General features: G+C 41.4%; 14 protein-coding genes. 5 read left to right on the forward strand and 9 right to left on the reverse strand.

The window, feature by feature from the left end; genetic code table 11:
* The first annotated feature begins 340 nt into the window (after positions 1-340).
* Positions 341-2014 carry a GMC family oxidoreductase gene (locus tag ACR63T_RS09535; protein WP_472783829.1) on the forward strand — a complete coding sequence of 558 codons (1674 nt, stop codon included), beginning with the start codon at positions 341-343 and terminating at the stop codon, positions 2012-2014.
* 66 nt (positions 2015-2080) lie between these two features.
* Here ACR63T_RS09535 and ACR63T_RS09540 read toward each other — a convergent pair whose 3' ends face one another.
* Positions 2081-3103: an NERD domain-containing protein gene (locus ACR63T_RS09540; protein ID WP_472783830.1), complete on the reverse strand. Its 1023-nt coding sequence runs from the start codon at positions 3101-3103 to the stop codon at positions 2081-2083.
* A 172-nt stretch (positions 3104-3275) separates the two neighbouring features.
* Between ACR63T_RS09540 and ACR63T_RS09545 the strand changes: the two genes are divergently transcribed.
* Positions 3276-3899, forward strand: coding sequence for a YceI family protein (locus ACR63T_RS09545; protein ID WP_201569732.1), 624 nt, complete (start codon positions 3276-3278; stop codon positions 3897-3899).
* Between the two features lie 134 nt (positions 3900-4033).
* Here ACR63T_RS09545 and ACR63T_RS09550 read toward each other — a convergent pair whose 3' ends face one another.
* Positions 4034-4354 (reverse strand): hypothetical protein, encoded by a 321-nt coding sequence (locus ACR63T_RS09550; RefSeq protein WP_472783831.1) that lies wholly within the window; start codon positions 4352-4354, stop codon positions 4034-4036.
* A gap of 349 nt (positions 4355-4703) precedes the next feature.
* Between ACR63T_RS09550 and ACR63T_RS09555 the strand changes: the two genes are divergently transcribed.
* Positions 4704-5654, forward strand: coding sequence for a DUF4424 family protein (locus ACR63T_RS09555; protein WP_472783832.1), 951 nt, complete (start codon positions 4704-4706; stop codon positions 5652-5654).
* A gap of 298 nt (positions 5655-5952) precedes the next feature.
* On the opposite strand, the gene ACR63T_RS09560 is transcribed toward ACR63T_RS09555, so the two are convergent.
* From ACR63T_RS09560 to serS, 5 genes are all read right to left on the reverse strand, one after another.
* Entirely contained in the window at positions 5953-6936 is a 984-nt protein-coding gene (locus tag ACR63T_RS09560; protein WP_472783833.1) for a WG repeat-containing protein, read from the reverse strand.
* 178 nt (positions 6937-7114) lie between these two features.
* Positions 7115-7531 carry a hypothetical protein gene (locus ACR63T_RS09565; RefSeq protein ID WP_472783834.1) on the reverse strand — a complete coding sequence of 139 codons (417 nt, stop codon included), beginning with the start codon at positions 7529-7531 and terminating at the stop codon, positions 7115-7117.
* Positions 7528-9525 carry a transketolase gene (tkt, locus tag ACR63T_RS09570; protein WP_472783835.1) on the reverse strand — a complete coding sequence of 666 codons (1998 nt, stop codon included), beginning with the start codon at positions 9523-9525 and terminating at the stop codon, positions 7528-7530. Before tkt ends, ACR63T_RS09565 begins: the two co-directional genes overlap by 4 nt.
* Positions 9526-9877: 352 nt before the next feature.
* On the reverse strand, positions 9878-10225 hold the full coding sequence (locus ACR63T_RS09575; protein WP_472783836.1) for a hypothetical protein: 348 nt from the start codon (positions 10223-10225) through the stop codon (positions 9878-9880).
* A gap of 59 nt (positions 10226-10284) precedes the next feature.
* Positions 10285-11571: a serine--tRNA ligase gene (gene serS, locus ACR63T_RS09580; protein WP_472783837.1), complete on the reverse strand. Its 1287-nt coding sequence runs from the start codon at positions 11569-11571 to the stop codon at positions 10285-10287.
* A gap of 280 nt (positions 11572-11851) precedes the next feature.
* Here serS and ACR63T_RS09585 point away from each other — a divergent pair, with 280 nt between their 5' ends.
* The gene (locus ACR63T_RS09585) at positions 11852-12511 is read left to right on the forward strand and encodes a YcxB family protein (protein WP_472783838.1); all 660 of its coding nucleotides are present in this window, start codon (positions 11852-11854) and stop codon (positions 12509-12511) included.
* 266 nt (positions 12512-12777) lie between these two features.
* Positions 12778-13263 (forward strand): Dps family protein, encoded by a 486-nt coding sequence (locus ACR63T_RS09590; RefSeq protein ID WP_472783839.1) that lies wholly within the window; start codon positions 12778-12780, stop codon positions 13261-13263.
* Positions 13264-13357: 94 nt separating this feature from the next.
* Here the strand turns inward: ACR63T_RS09590 and ACR63T_RS09595 are convergent, their stop codons facing one another.
* The gene (locus ACR63T_RS09595) at positions 13358-14128 is read right to left on the reverse strand and encodes a DUF2057 family protein (protein WP_472783840.1); all 771 of its coding nucleotides are present in this window, start codon (positions 14126-14128) and stop codon (positions 13358-13360) included.
* A gap of 93 nt (positions 14129-14221) precedes the next feature.
* Complete coding sequence (gene hda / locus ACR63T_RS09600; protein ID WP_472783841.1) at positions 14222-15025, reverse strand: DnaA regulatory inactivator Hda; 804 nt, start codon at positions 15023-15025, stop codon at positions 14222-14224.
* Positions 15026-15207: the final 182 nt, after the last annotated feature.

Raw genomic sequence — 15207 nt, forward strand, 5'->3', positions numbered from 1 at the left:
CGTTGTATTTTATTAATAGGCTTAAATGATAACCCTACCAAAACTTCATATTTATTATATATAAAAGTATAATGTATATGAAGTTGATAAAACTAAACATGACCATTGATTGTTCCAGACAACTTGGTTTCGTACTTAGTCCTAGATGGTCGTCACCACCCCTGATAGTAGTAGCGCCATAATGGCCGTACTCGTAATACGAAACTTACGATTAACTTAATTCATAGGTAACTAAGTAATAGGTAACAATATTTTGCTTCATTAAGTATTTTAATGATATAAGTACATTTACAAATTATTCGCTAAATACAATAAGCATGGATGCTAAAAGGAAGACAAAATGGACTTTGATTATGTCATCGTTGGCGGTGGTTCAGCGGGCTGTGTCCTTGCCAGCCGCCTCACAGAAGACCCAGATATCAGTGTTTGCCTATTAGAATATGGCGGCGATGGCAAAGATTTAGCCGTTCGTGTCCCTGCTGGGCTGATTCTGCTCGTCCCTGGCAAGCCAGTTAAATTAAATAACTGGTGCTTTCATACTGAGCCACAAACTCATCTTAACGATCGACGTGGCTTTCAGCCGCGAGGTCAGTGCTTAGGCGGCTCCTCTGCCATTAATGCTATGGTCTATACTCGCGGTAGCCCACTCGATTATGAGCGCTGGGTTGATCGGGGATGTACAGGCTGGGGTTTTGACGATGTGCTGCCCTACTTTATTAAGTCTGAAAATAATGTACGTGGCGGCAACGAGTTGCATGGCGATAGCGGCCCGTTAAACGTTAGTGATTTGCTCAGCCCTCGTGATATCTCCAAAGCTTTTGTAGAGGCTGGCATCGCTAACGGACTTGATCATAATGCGGACTTTAACGGTACTAAACAAGATGGCGTAGGCTTGTATCAAGTCACCCATTTTCATGGTGAAAAACAAGGTCAGCGTTGCTCAGCTGCTGCGGCCTATTTGCATCCAGTAGAAGAGCGTCCGAACTTAACCATTATCACTCACGCACAAGCCAATAAAGTTATTTTTGATAACGACAACAATGATGATAACGGCTCTGATAATAAAAAAGCCACTGGCGTCATTTATGAAAGACATGGCGTTAAACAAACCGTTATAGCCCGTCACGAAGTAATTCTTTGTGGCGGTGCGTTTGGCTCTCCTAAAGTCTTGATGCTCTCCGGCATTGGCCCTAAAGATCAGCTGCAAGACTTAGATATTGAAGTCATCGTCGATGCGCCAGAGGTCGGTGAGAACTTGCAAGATCACTTAGATGTGGTGTTCGATTATGAGGTCAATACCACCGATGTATTCGGGGTTGGCGCCGTCGCTGGCTTTAACTTTTTTAAAGCTATGCGTCAATGGCGAAAGGATGGGACAGGTATATTATCGACAAATTATGCTGAGGGTGGCGCATTCTTCAGCGTAGGGAACGCGCCCAAAGAGTGGCCTAATACCCAGCTACACTTTGCTATTGCGCGCGTCATGAATCATGGTCGTGATCTAAAGCTCGGCTATGCCGTCTCCGTTCACTCATGCTATCTACGTCCTGAGAGTCGCGGCACGGTTAAGCTGGCATCAAATAATCCTGCAGCAGCTGTATTAATAGATCCAAACTATCTATCACATCCTAAAGATGTCGAGAACATGATCGCAGGCGCTGAACGTACTCGCGCTATCATGGCAGAGACGCCAATGGCGGATTACATAACTGAAGACTATCCAGCGCCTTATCTAGAAAAAGACGGTATGCTCGGCTTCATCCGCAATAGATCAGATACGATTTATCATCCTGTCGGCACTTGCCGTATGGGGCCTGATAAGCAATCGGTGGTTGATTTGGAGCTTAAGGTAAGAGGCGTAAAAGGGTTACGAGTGATCGACGCATCCATTATGCCAACGTTAATCAGCGCCAATACTAACGCACCGACGATTATGATTGCTGAAAAGTTGGCGGATATTATCAAGGCTGAGTTTGCGAGCAATCAAGCTGTTGATCAAACAGAATTGGCTTAGTTCTTTTTAGTTAATTCAGCTCTAAAATAAAAAAGGTTTGTCATAATATGGCAAGCCTCTTTTACTTCAAGATACGCTGTTCACAACGCCACGGCATTTGGGAAACTGGCTGCAACCGTAAAACGTTTGCCCTTGCCGTGCACCTTTTTTGGCGATACGTTGTATCATTTCGCTATGGCATTTAGGACAACTAGGCTCTGACGTAATACTGGCTATGTCATCGACTTTTTTAGAGCTAGTAGATCTATCTATAGGAGAACTTGCTTTAGCAGGCTCACTGATTTTGATTTTAATCTCACTACTCTCAGAATCTAAAACCTCAAACGGTGTCATAAAGACCGCGTTTTTGCTCGTAAATGGCATCGACAATACATCGTCTTGCTTCACTTGGCCTGACCACTGCTCATACTGTTTTGCAGTAGCTTTTATTTTTACTTGTTTATCTGGTTCAGCAGGTTTTTGTTCTTGATTTAAAATCACTTTATTGTCAGGTTTGCTATCTGGCTTGTTAGCTTTAGGCGCATGCTTGTCTTTTAAGTAGGCTTTATGCGCACGATTCGTACGCCATGACTTAGTAAAGCGCTTAGTTTCTATTTGCTCAACAATTGACGTGACTTCTTCAAGCGTTAATATCTCATCTTGCTTGCTCTTGATATAACTGACTATACCGCCTTTTAATACGTGTGCTGGTAGCTCATCGCGGGTCTTAAGCTCGCACTCGCCAATAAAGGCAATCATAGAATGAAAATAGTTTGTCTCTAATGCTAATAGCTCTGCTAGCGTCTTAATATGTAAATAATTCTGCCGTAGTGGGTTCTGAAATTTATATTTACTGCCATTAGCAAAAGCTTGCGTCCACTGTTTTTGCTTCTCACTACCGTATATCCAGCCTTTATAGTTCTTGGTCTCAATGACAAAGATACCGTACTTTGAGACGATAACATGATCAATTTGGGTACTACCGCCATTCGCTAACGGCAGTGTGATATTATTTAAGCGATGATAACTCTCTTTTTCAAGCTTGAGCCAAGTGGCAATATTGATGACACTCTCGCCTAAAAACCCCTTAAAACTGGACATCATGGACATTGATTTTATCTCTGAGATATGTAGGTAATAAAACTTTAAATGTACAAGGTAAAACGATAAACGAGGTATGCTACCGAATCTTTATATGTGGCAAAATATAGCGGAACTTTGTCCCCTTGTGAACTACTTTTTAATTTATACTCATTTTAGAACTGCTTTTTGGATTATAACTATGAATAGCTTTACCACTACTTTACTCAAAACCACCCTAAGCGCTAGTCTGCTACTGTCATTACCAATGCTGGCATCAGCTGCAACACCGCAAAAATGGCAACTAGATGTACCCAAAACTAACGTGGATTTTAAAGTAGCCTATCTCGGTAATGGCACCGTTGAAGGTCAGTTTCATAAGATGGATGGCTCTATCCATTATGATGTCAAAAACCCTACTAATACTAAGATCAATTTTACCGTGAATACTAACAGTATCGATGCAGGTGGCAATCTACGCAATGCCTTTTTGCGCCGTAAAGAGCTGCTCAACAGCGCACAGTATCCGACGATGACTTTTGTGTCTAAAAAGGTCAGTATGATTAATGCTAAAGAAGCCAACGTCACAGGTAATTTTACGGTACTAGGTCAAACCAAACCGCTCACAGTAAAGGTAAAGCTTAATAATGTCGAGACGGATCCTACCACGCGTCAGCCTATTATCAAATTTAAGGCAACGGGCACTATCAATAGATATACTTATGGGGTAACAGCCTTTCCAAGTATAGTGGGCACGATGATACCGCTGGAGATATCGGGAAATTTGGTTGCAGCTAATCAATTGAATAACCGGTTAACTGATTAACAAAAAACCCAACTAAGAATTGTAATTTCTCAGTTGGGCAAATCAATATGTTTTAAGACTTTCTTTATAAAAGCAATCAACTATCTAAAAAAGTATGGGCCAAAGACTATCAAAACAATAGCTCTTTGATGTTCTTAGTACTGCCACGGTTGATCTTGTGCGATACCAGCGGTATCTACTTTATTTCTTCTTTTTTGAATCTTAGTATCCATTTTTTCTTGCTTTTTTAGCGCTTTTTGGTTGATATCATCAACCATACCCTGAATCTTCTTATCTACTTTATCTTGCTCTTTTTGACGCTGCTTATCTACTTTATCTAACTCTTTTTGACGCACCTTGTCTATTTTACCCTGCTCTTTTTGACGCTTCATATTCAGCTTACTTAGCTTTTTTTGCACCTTTTTGCTCACAGTAATATCATCTTTTGCCTTGTTATCAACTGATTTATTTGACATAACAGCTCTCCTTAATTGGGTTTATAGAATGCCTAGGTACTTGATACTAAGCCAATATTCTTAGCTAAGCAATGTACTAGTACAAAAGCCGTACACATCTTAAAGTACCTGTAAAAATGTTGTGTGAGATTTATTAAATGATTCATGCTATCGTCTAATGTAGCCGATTTCCTGCTCTACTGTCTTTAGACTCTCTCATATTTTACACTAGCAAACTGGCATTAGTTTAACTAGGATTAAGACAGACTAAAACCTACTTTGGTCTTAAACTAGAAAGTGTCATTTTCAAAAAACAGGCAGGTATGAAGTGAAAGACAATTATAATAATATATTCAAAAGCTATTTTGTAATGAGCACTAAATTAGCTTGCACAGCGCTACTCATTGTAACTACAGCCCAAGCAAATGACTCTACAGGCTATGTCGCTACAGGTGGCGTTGAGTACATCAAGAATAAAAACATCAGTATGCACAGCGAAGACTTATATATATCTAAAGATAAAATCCGCGTTGATTACGAGTTTAAGAACTTAACTAATGAAGACATTACCGAGACTGTTTTATTCCCTATGCCAGCTGTCCCTAGCTTTCTAGAATCAGACTATGCCGATACCAATGCCACTTATAATAACTTTCAAGTGTGGATCAATGATCAATCCATTACGCCTGCTGAACACGTGCGCACCTTTATGTATCCGATTATCATAAAAGATGGCGATAAAACTTATGCGGACAACGCTGTTGATACTACTGAATTGTTCAAATCTTGTGGTCTTAGCGAGGCTGACATGATGGGGCCTTGGACTTATCAAGTAGATACTGAGTACGTTAATCAGAAGCTTTTAGATTGTAATAATAAGGCGCTAGATAAGTTTATCGATGATAGAGAAGACCCTTATATCTTCTGGGATTCGCAAGTCATCTATAGCTGGCAGCAAACCTTCAAGGCCAATACCATCACTAAAGTCAGACATGCGTATAAACCATTAGTCGGTGGCTCGGTACATTTAGATGAAGAAGAGTTTGCAAATTTCTGTGTAGATAAGTCAACCCAACAGGGCTTTAATAAGAATGGTGGTCGTCCCTATCAAGCTCTAAGCTATATCCTAACTACGGGCGCGAATTGGGCTAAGCCAATAGCCAACTTTAAACTCACCGTAGAGCGCGATCTTAATGAGCTAGTATCGTTTTGCTGGAAAGGCAAAGGTAAAGTCAAAAAAGTAGGACCGACGACGTTTGAAATTAAAGAAACTAACTTTGTGCCCACCCATGACTTTGATGTGGCTTTTATTTGGCGGTAAAGGTTGGTTTGCAAGCAAGAAGATAAAAAGATGAGCCTCTAGATGTGAGTTCTTTAATAGTCGTGAAATATGCGGAGTATGGGCTATTGATTTTTAATAGTTTTGCTCGCGCCTCGTCCCTCAGCAAAAGCCTACGTCTTGCACTCGTTTGAGGCAGTGCTTCGTTGTTTCCTCGCTCACCCTCGGCGAAAAATAGCGGGACGTCGATTGTGCACACCGATATGATGGTCAAGTCTGAATTCTGGTGCGCGGGGCGCACCCTACGGAAACTAGATTAGATTAGTTCATTTCAATATGATTATTTTATCAGCACAAGTTTACCTGTCTTATCAAACAGATACGTTTTATCTCCTTGTGTTGCTTTGATATAAGCTTGTGGTAACTCAAAGTCATAAAAATCAGTCCTCTGGAGAGTATCTTCAATGAATCTATAGTTTATTGGCACGATTAGTTTACCTGTGTTGTCAATCACCCCTACTTTATCCTGTTTACCGACTACCAATAAATTTGTAAAATAAATAGCCTTGATAGTATCATACTCAAAATCGGTGATCGTCTGATTGTCTTGGTCAATCAAAGCGTAATCATTTTTTAATTTTGCACTAAAAAGTAACGACTGATTTGTATCCTCTCTATTTAAGTTATTTAGTAGATCAATACCTTCATATTCAAAAGGAATTATCGTTTTGTTTTGACGATCAATTATTCCGAATTTACCTTCTTTACTCACGCTGACTAAACCTTCTTCGAAACTTTGAGCATAATCATATATCAAAGGTATGGCTACTCTGCCCTTAGTATCAATAAAGCCATACTTATCATTTTTAACCACGGTAAATAAGATTTTGTCTCCGTTGCTATAAGGCATTTTTATATCGTCATACGTACCAAGTGGCACGATGAATTCGCCCTTAGGGTTGACTAAACCGTACTGATCTTGCATGCCCAAATTCCCAAACATAGCGTTGTTTTGTAAATCGCGCTTCGACACTAAAATCAGTCCATCAGGTAGGTCATCTAAATAGCTGTCATGTTCCCATTGTAGTGGATAGTCGATTTTGTGATAGTCAACAGGCAGTATAATTTTACCGCTTGCATCAACCAATCCCAGTGGATATGGAAAATCACCTAATGCCGTTTGTACAATATTACCCACACGAGAAACGCCTTTTTTATTAATGCATTCAACGTAGTCAAATTTTTGCTGTGTGACAGGTTTGATGCAGTCATCATCAGCATGCGCAGTGAATATAAAAGTTATTAAAAGTATCCATCTATTCATTTTTTGTCCTTTTTATATTTTTTATACTTTAAAGCTTTAGTAACATGCTTTGGACTTATCAGCTATAGACAGCACTCTAATGCTAGGGCGTAAGCTCCAAAAGCGCTATCTACAAAAAAAGAGCTGCTAGATGATTCTAGCAGCTCTTTTAAAACTTAAAACAGATTATATAGCTCTCTTAGAAACTTAAGGCTTCGCATATAATTTTAGCTTGAATATCACCAATCGAACCTTTTGATATATTACTAAAATCTGACTGTTGAAGATTATTGCCAGTATTGAGTTCAGGTGCCATCACTACATTACCTTCACTATCATAATTATACATCGTGTAAACTGCACTTTGATAAGTGTCACAATTAACAACTAACTTATACTTATTAAAAGCTATAGCATTATTTTGATATTCATCAAGCGTATAAGGTATATAAGGTGAGGTATATAATACATAAACCCAAGCTGAATTATAGGTCTGCATCACTTTATCGACTGTATAAACCTCTTTAGCAATACTCTTTGAATCAATAACCATATAATAGTCACTATTATCATCGACTACTATTCGGTGCTCGATTGGAGGTAAGAAATCAATCATGTCAAACTCTGCACAGCCTCAACCACAGCATCAGAGGTAATACCAAACTCTTTATACAGATCCTCAGCAGGGGCCGACTCGCCATAAGTGGTCATACCGATGACTTTACCATCTAGGCCGACGAACTTATACCAGTAGTCCACATGGGCGGCTTCTACAGCGACACGAGCGCGGATATTGCTTGGTAATACCGACTCGCGATAATCGCTCTCTTGCTCTACAAATATCTCGGCACACGGCATAGACACGACTCGGACGCCAACGCCATTTGCGCTCAATGTTTCGTACGCTTGCATAGCTAGACCGACTTCTGAACCCGTAGCGATGATAATAGCTTGTAGCTCGCCTTGCTCTTTAGCTAAGACATAACCGCCTTTAGTAATGTTAGCAACTTGCTCACTATCACGGGCTTGATGTGGCAAGCTCTGACGGCTAAAGATTAATGCTGATGGATTATGTGCAGACTTGATAGCTTCGACCCAAGCGCTAGCTGATTCGGTGGCATCACACGGACGCCAAGTGCGCAAGTTTGGCGTCGTGCGTAAGCTGGTCAATTGCTCAACGGGCTGATGGGTTGGGCCATCTTCACCCAGACCAATTGAGTCATGCGTATAGACATGGATGATGCGCTGGCGCATTAAAGCGCCCATACGCACGGCGTTACGCGCGTATTCCATAAACATAAGGAAGGTTGCGACATAAGGGATAAAGCCGCCATGTAATGCGATACCATTGGCAATCGCGGTCATACCGAACTCGCGCACGCCATAATAGATATAATTACCATCAGCGTCGGTCTCGATGCCTTTAGCATCTTTAAATAGCGTAAGGTTTGAGCCTGCAAGATCCGCTGAACCGCCCATAAGTTCTGGTAATAATGGCTGCAAGGTATTGATGGCATTTTGACTGGCTTTACGGCTGGCAACATCACCGCCTTGCTCTTGAGTTTGCTGGATATAAGCTTGCGCTTGGGCATTAAAGTCTGCTGGTAGCTCGCCCTCTAAGCGACGTAATAATTCTGCCGCCAGCTCAGGATAGGACTTTTTATAATTCTCAAAGTCTGCTTGCCAGTTCTTTTGTAGCACATCGCCTTTTGGCTTGGCATCCCACGCTTCGTAGATCTCATCATCTAAATCAAATGGGCCATGTTTCCATGATAGCGCATCACGAGTTAGGGCGATTTCATCATCACCCAATGGCGCGCCATGGCTAGACGCTGAGCCTTGCTTATTGGGGCTACCTGCACCGATAGTAGTTTTGCAGATAATTAGGCTTGGCTGAGTCGTCTCTGCAATCGCTGCATTAGTGGCTTCGGTAATCGCACCGGTATCATGACCATCGACTTTGATAACTTGCCAGCCATAGGCTTCAAAACGTGCTTGGGTGTCATCAGTGAACCAACCATCGACGTCACCATCGATTGAGATACCATTATCGTCATAATAGAAGACTAATTTGCCTAGCTTAAGCGTGCCTGCTAATGAGCAAACTTCATGACTAATACCTTCCATCAAGCAACCATCACCCAAGAACGCATAGGTATGATGATCAACAATATTATGACCGTCACGGTTAAACTGGGCAGCTAGAGTCTTCTCTGCAATAGCAAAGCCTACCGCATTAGCGATACCTTGACCTAGTGGGCCAGTAGTCGTTTCAATACCTGGCGTATAGCCAAGCTCTGGATGGCCTGGGGTTTTTGAGTGCAGCTGACGAAAGCCTTTTAAATCATCAACGCTAACGTCATAACCTGTCAAATGCAATAGTGAGTAAATCAACATTGAGCCATGACCGTTGGATAAGACAAAGCGGTCGCGGTTATGCCAGCTTGGATCAGCAGGGTTATGCTGCAAAAACTTACGCCATAATACCTCGGCAATATCCGCCATACCCATCGGCGCGCCTGGATGTCCAGAATTGGCTTTTTGTACCGCATCAAACGATAAAACGCGAATAGCGTTGGCAAGTTTGCGTTCATTAATTGGGGTTGGCATAGCGTGTCCTAGTTTGGAATGAGAATTATGGCGATAAGAGAAATATTTGGTTGAAGTCAATTCTATGAAGATGTAGCGTCGTAATTACAAGATAAGCGGTAAATTTTAGGCGTTATATTAACATAGTTGATATAACGCCCGTTAAGAAATAGCTATACCTTATAGTTGACTATCAGTAACGATAGTTGGCTTATCAAATTCACCTGTTATATCTTTAAATTGGCCTACATCTATATATTGCTTGTTATAAAAATTAGAAAAGTATGTGATGACTTCAACAGCGTCATTAGTAGCTATATGATAGTGTTTAAACCCAACATCTACAGGTTATCTATAGAAGAACGAAAAAAATTTAATCGTTAAATTCAGCCGTTATATCTCTATACCAACTAGTATCTATCGGCTTACTTTTATAAAATCGGGAAAATTCATCGATAACCTTAAAGGCATCATCAGTAAAAGCTTGATAATGCCTAAAGCCATTGTCCGTAGGAATCCGTACTTCTAAGCAGTACGACCCTTCGGTTTGATCGGTTGCCTGATTAAAGCACGTTTGCATATAATCTTGTTCATTATCGCTATTCATCAAAACCATAAAATCTCTATCTTTAGCCACCAAGTCGACGATTTGATATTCTATAGATAACCACTCAGGGTTCGGTGTTTCTGAATGCTCAGTTATGATAGAAAACTTCTTCATGATAAATGCCCTTGAATGCTGCTACTTTTAGATCTTGACGCTTTTGAGGCTAGGACGGTCTAAGCCGAGATAGTATCCACACCACCCATGTACGGGCGCAACACTTCTGGAATAGTGATACTGCCATCCGCGTTTTGATAGTTCTCCATGATGGCTAGCAGCGTACGTCCAACCGCAAGTCCCGAGCCATTCAAGGTATGCGCAAGGCTGGTTTGTTTACCGTCTTTGACTCGCGTGCCCATACGTCGTGCTTGAAAGTCGCCACAGTTTGAGCAGCTAGAGATCTCACGATAGGTATCTTGGCTTGGCAGCCAGACTTCGATATCGTAGGTTTTTTGCGCGCTAAAGCCCATATCACCTGTGCATAACATCACCGTACGATACGGTAGATTAAGCTGCTGCAAAATGTACTCTGCTTGTCCTGTCATCGCCTCAAGTAACTCATCTGATTGATCGCTGGTTGCAATATTGACCATTTCAACTTTCTCAAACTGATGCTGGCGAATCAGACCACGGGTATCGCGACCGTGTGAGCCTGCCTCACTACGAAAGCATGGCGTATGGGCAGTGAATTTTAACGGTAATTCGCTAATATCCAGACGCTCGCCGCGGACCAGATTGGTCATCGGTACCTCAGCGGTTGGAATAAGATAAAAGTCGGTATCTTCATTATTAGTATGATTGGTCAATTTAAATAAATCGTCTTCAAACTTGGGTAGCTGGCCTGTGCCTCTTAGACTCTCAGCATTGACGATATAAGGCACATAAGTTTCAGTATAGCCGTACTTGATCGTATGGGTATTGAGCATAAATTGAATCAAAGCGCGGTGCATTTGTGCCAGCTGGCCTTTGAGTACGTTAAAGCGACTGCCTGTTAGTTTTATAGCCGCCTCAAAATCGAGCATACCTAAAGTCTCACCAACAAAGGTATGATCCTGAATATCAAAATCAAACTGACGCGGTGTGCCCCATTTGCGTACTTCTACATTATCATCCTCTGACTCGCCTACTGGTACGTCGCTTGCGGGAATATTAGGAATTTGCATCGCCGCCGTATTGATACGCTCCTGCAAGCTACGCAAATTATCTTCAGCAACTTTGATTTCGCTACTGATGCCTTGCATCTCGCTCATCAGCTCGCTGGCATCGCCACCTGATTTTTTGAGTGCGCCAATCTCTTTGGCTCCCGCATTACGCTTAGCTTGTAGCTCCTCGGTTTGCATCTGCAAGGATTTACGCTCAGTCTCGATAGCCTGCCAAAATTCCATATCTAATGTATAGCCGCGCGTGGCTAACTGCTGCTTTAAGTCAAGTAAGTCACCGCGTAAGCGTTTTGAATCGATCATAATAATGGCCTGTAGCACTAAATGTGGATAATCAAACGGCAAGAGAGCTGTCTAAAACTGCTGCTATGATACCAAGACCAAATAGATTTGACTATATTTAGCGCAGGTTTTCTAGTTTATAGCGCCTCATTACCTATTTATTACTTTTATTAAAAGCCTCAAGTAGGCTTATATGTTTCTTTTATAGACGCTTTTCGGTAAGATAAGCACACGTCAATTATAGGCAGTGTATTGTTTCACTGTCACCATCATATTTTATTCCAATATTTGAGCACTCTTTATGGCCTTGTACCCTTATACCTTGCAACCTGTCGCTCTAAATTTATCCGAGGCTGAGTTTCAACAAGCCCAGTACGAGCTCTTCACTAACGCCAGCCCCAGCTTTGGGCTCAAAAGCCTAAAGACCAAAGAGTGGATTATCATGGCGGTAGTCGTCATATTAGCCATTGCAGGATTAGTCTTTTTGACAGGTTACTCAACAATCATCTTTTGGTTAATGCTCGTGGCCGTCGTGATATATTTATTAGTGCGTACGCTGGGCTTTAAGTGGTATGTCAAAAAGCAATTTGAGAAACAAGTGGCTGAGCAGGAGATGCCTGACGAGATGCGCCAAATGAAGCTTGGTGTACAAAAGCATGGCTTAGTGATGGCAATGCCCGTTAATCAGCCTGATCTAATCGCTAATCCGCAGATGCGCGGCATGCAGATGCGGGCAGGTCAAACTCAACAAGCGGTTATTCCGTGGAATGCGGTAAAAAGCTGGGATGAGACGGACGACTATATCTTTATGATGTTTGAGGTAAAAGGTCAACAGGGTAGCCAAATTATTCCTAAGCGTTTGCAAGCGCAAAAATTCCCGATAGATACTATTCGTCAACATCTGACGGAGGTCGTGCCTATTCGCGGGCTTAATCCTGAGAGCTTGCAGCCACCAGCTTAATTTAACCGCTTGAAATCTTAACTTTTCATCTTCTCGGTAAATGGTGTTACTTTATTATATAAAACCTATCGTAATAGTTAGTTTAATTAATTTAACTTATCTACCAAGTTTTGTTATGATGGGTGTCATTAGAGGTAACACTGTTATTGACTAGTTTATATAAAAATAACGATGTAAAGCTAGCAGGTTGTCAATGCTAAGATCAGTGCTTAGCAAATCTACTATTAATTATTTTTAATTTAACACTCACTTAAAAGGATAATATTATGAGTAATACAGATACTACTATGAACCAAATTGGTTTAGAAAGAGCAGATATGAAAGCTGTTGTTGAAAAACTTAACCATTTGTTATCAAGCTATCATATATTTTATATTAACGTACGTGGCTACCATTGGAACGTAAAGGGCGAGCATTTTTTCTCACTACATGAGCAGTTTGAAGACTTGTATACCAACCTGCAAGTAGAGATTGACGAAATTGCTGAACGTATTTTGACACTAGGTAAAACTCCGCTGCACGCTTATAGTGACTTTGCTCAGCATACTAGCATTAAAGAGGATAAAAACGTCCATGATGGCAATGCTTGTGTAAAAGGGGTTGTCACAGGTCTGCAAGCTCTTATTGAAGAGCAACGTTTAGTATCAGCGCTAGCGGCCGAAGCGGAAGATCAAGGTACTGCTGACTTGCTTGATGAGTATGTACAACAGCAAGAAAAGCTAGTTTGGATGTACAATGCATTTTTAGGCTAGTACATTTTTAAATTAAACCATAAAAAAGCACTCTATATTGAGTGCTTTTTTTGTGTCTTTGCTTAAACTTAAATACTTAAATCAATTGACTATATTACTTTTCAGCCCACTGACGCATTTTTTCACGCTCAGCTGGGGTTGCTTGTAGCCATAACTGCATAAATTGATCTAGGGTTGATGTAGACTGAGTCGCAATAGTTTGACTTACACTGCTCACATTAGACGTAGGGATTGCACTATAAGTATTGGTGTTCGCGCTTACGATAGCAGGGCTTGTGTTGACAGTGTTGACTTGTGTGCTGGTCTGAGTATTGACTGTAGGCTGACCTAAAGCAGCAATAGCTTGTTGGTTCTGTAATTGCGCATCACCGCTACCGCCGAATACCCCACCAATTGCTTTGCCTAATCCTGAGAATATACCACCTTCATTGCCAGCTACACTCTGTTGGCTTGCGATAACCGTGTCATTTTGTTGTACTGCTAGTGTCGGCTGCTGGGCATATTCTTTCGCCGCGCCATAATCTTCTGGCTGACCCGGCATAGTCAAACGGTAGGTCTGATTATCCGTTAAGTCTGCGGCCACACTGATATTGCCTGAGCGCAGATAGTCGTGTTCATCACGCGGCAAATTGTAAAGACGATCATACTTTGCAGTGAGCACATGCTGCCCAGGTTGCAAAGTAAACTGCTTGGTTAGCGGCTGAAATATGCTTTGCTTAAGCTCTTGACCATTAATAGCGGTGACTTTGATATTGTCATCTACCAATAACGTTACCTCTGCATGCGATAGCACAGAGACTGATCCTACGCTCATTAATAGTGCGGCAGTAGTGAGTTTTTTTAGCTTAGAGGTAAAAAGGGTCATAAGATATCCTATCAATAGTAGAAGGTTTCGATATAGTTCAATGTAGGTATTGCTAGCATAGACTAATTTGCTAGCAATCAGTACATTCTTATTCTAAAAATCAAACGGCATAGTATGTTGATCCTGATTGGCAGCGTCATTATCAACTTGTGTCTCTATAGAGATATCAGCGAGCTCAGCGGCTAAAGTCTGCTCATCAATAGTCAATAGTGCATCACTGATCACCGCTTTGGAGATATTACTTCGGCCTAAGTTTGAGAACATCGGCTGAATATAATTTAGCACCTCCATCATCGCACCGATACGATGCGGACCTTCATTAAGCAAGTAACTCAATATACGCTCATCAAACTGCCAACCACGCCGACGCAAGATAGACTGCATAAGCGCTTGACGATCCGCTAAATTGTGACCGTTTGGCACTTTAAAGGCAGGTGCTTGCGCTAATCTAGTCAGCAGATCTCTCAGTTTAAAGGGCAAGCTACTGGCAGGCATATTCGCGGCGAATAGCAACTGACGTTGCCCTTCACGGCTACGATTTATTAGATGAAACAGAGCTTCTTGCCATTGGCTACTACGTTCAAGTACTTCTAAATCGTCGATAGCTATTAGATCAAAATTCTCAAGAGAGGATAAAACATCGACATCAGCATGTATCAGCTCATCTAAAGATAAGCAGATCGCTGTCTTGTCCATTTCAATAAAAGACTCACAAATAGCGGATAACAGATGCGACTTGCCAGTAGCAGGACTGCCGAACAGATACAGCTGACCGATTAGGCCGACATGTAACTGCCGTACGGCATCAATAATCGACATCCAACCAGGACCTGAAAAGTCGCTGAGACTTGCATCATGTTTAATATCCAGATTGAGACTTAGCTGTACTTTTGCCATGAATCGTCAACTTAGGTTGCACAGTGCAATCAAATATAAAATGCTAGATATTAGCGTTACTGATAAAGAGTAGGTTTTATGGCTATCAATAGCCAAAATATTAGCTACCACGCCTATATATACCATATTTGCAAAATGACTGACAAGTCCTTTACGGTTAGCAGAGCTTAAGTGGCTCTCAA

It is taken from the genome of Psychrobacter sp. M17(2026), from assembly GCF_055699815.1.

Bases quoted from the DNA above. Each gene is read 5' to 3' on its own strand.
- ACR63T_RS09535 (WP_472783829.1), top strand. From the start codon at position 341: ATGGACTTTGATTATGTCATCGTTGGCGGTGGTTCAGCGGGCTGTGTC.
- ACR63T_RS09540 (WP_472783830.1), bottom strand. From the start codon at position 3,103: ATGTCCATGATGTCCAGTTTTAAGGGGTTTTTAGGCGAGAGTGTCATC.
- ACR63T_RS09545 (WP_201569732.1), top strand. From the start codon at position 3,276: ATGAATAGCTTTACCACTACTTTACTCAAAACCACCCTAAGCGCTAGT.
- ACR63T_RS09550 (WP_472783831.1), bottom strand. From the start codon at position 4,354: ATGTCAAATAAATCAGTTGATAACAAGGCAAAAGATGATATTACTGTG.
- ACR63T_RS09555 (WP_472783832.1), top strand. From the start codon at position 4,704: ATGAGCACTAAATTAGCTTGCACAGCGCTACTCATTGTAACTACAGCC.
- ACR63T_RS09560 (WP_472783833.1), bottom strand. From the start codon at position 6,936: ATGAATAGATGGATACTTTTAATAACTTTTATATTCACTGCGCATGCT.
- ACR63T_RS09565 (WP_472783834.1), bottom strand. From the start codon at position 7,531: ATGATTGATTTCTTACCTCCAATCGAGCACCGAATAGTAGTCGATGAT.
- tkt (WP_472783835.1), bottom strand. From the start codon at position 9,525: ATGCCAACCCCAATTAATGAACGCAAACTTGCCAACGCTATTCGCGTT.
- ACR63T_RS09575 (WP_472783836.1), bottom strand. From the start codon at position 10,225: ATGAAGAAGTTTTCTATCATAACTGAGCATTCAGAAACACCGAACCCT.
- serS (WP_472783837.1), bottom strand. From the start codon at position 11,571: ATGATCGATTCAAAACGCTTACGCGGTGACTTACTTGACTTAAAGCAG.
- ACR63T_RS09585 (WP_472783838.1), top strand. From the start codon at position 11,852: ATGGCCTTGTACCCTTATACCTTGCAACCTGTCGCTCTAAATTTATCC.
- ACR63T_RS09590 (WP_472783839.1), top strand. From the start codon at position 12,778: ATGAGTAATACAGATACTACTATGAACCAAATTGGTTTAGAAAGAGCA.
- ACR63T_RS09595 (WP_472783840.1), bottom strand. From the start codon at position 14,128: ATGACCCTTTTTACCTCTAAGCTAAAAAAACTCACTACTGCCGCACTA.
- hda (WP_472783841.1), bottom strand. From the start codon at position 15,025: ATGGCAAAAGTACAGCTAAGTCTCAATCTGGATATTAAACATGATGCA.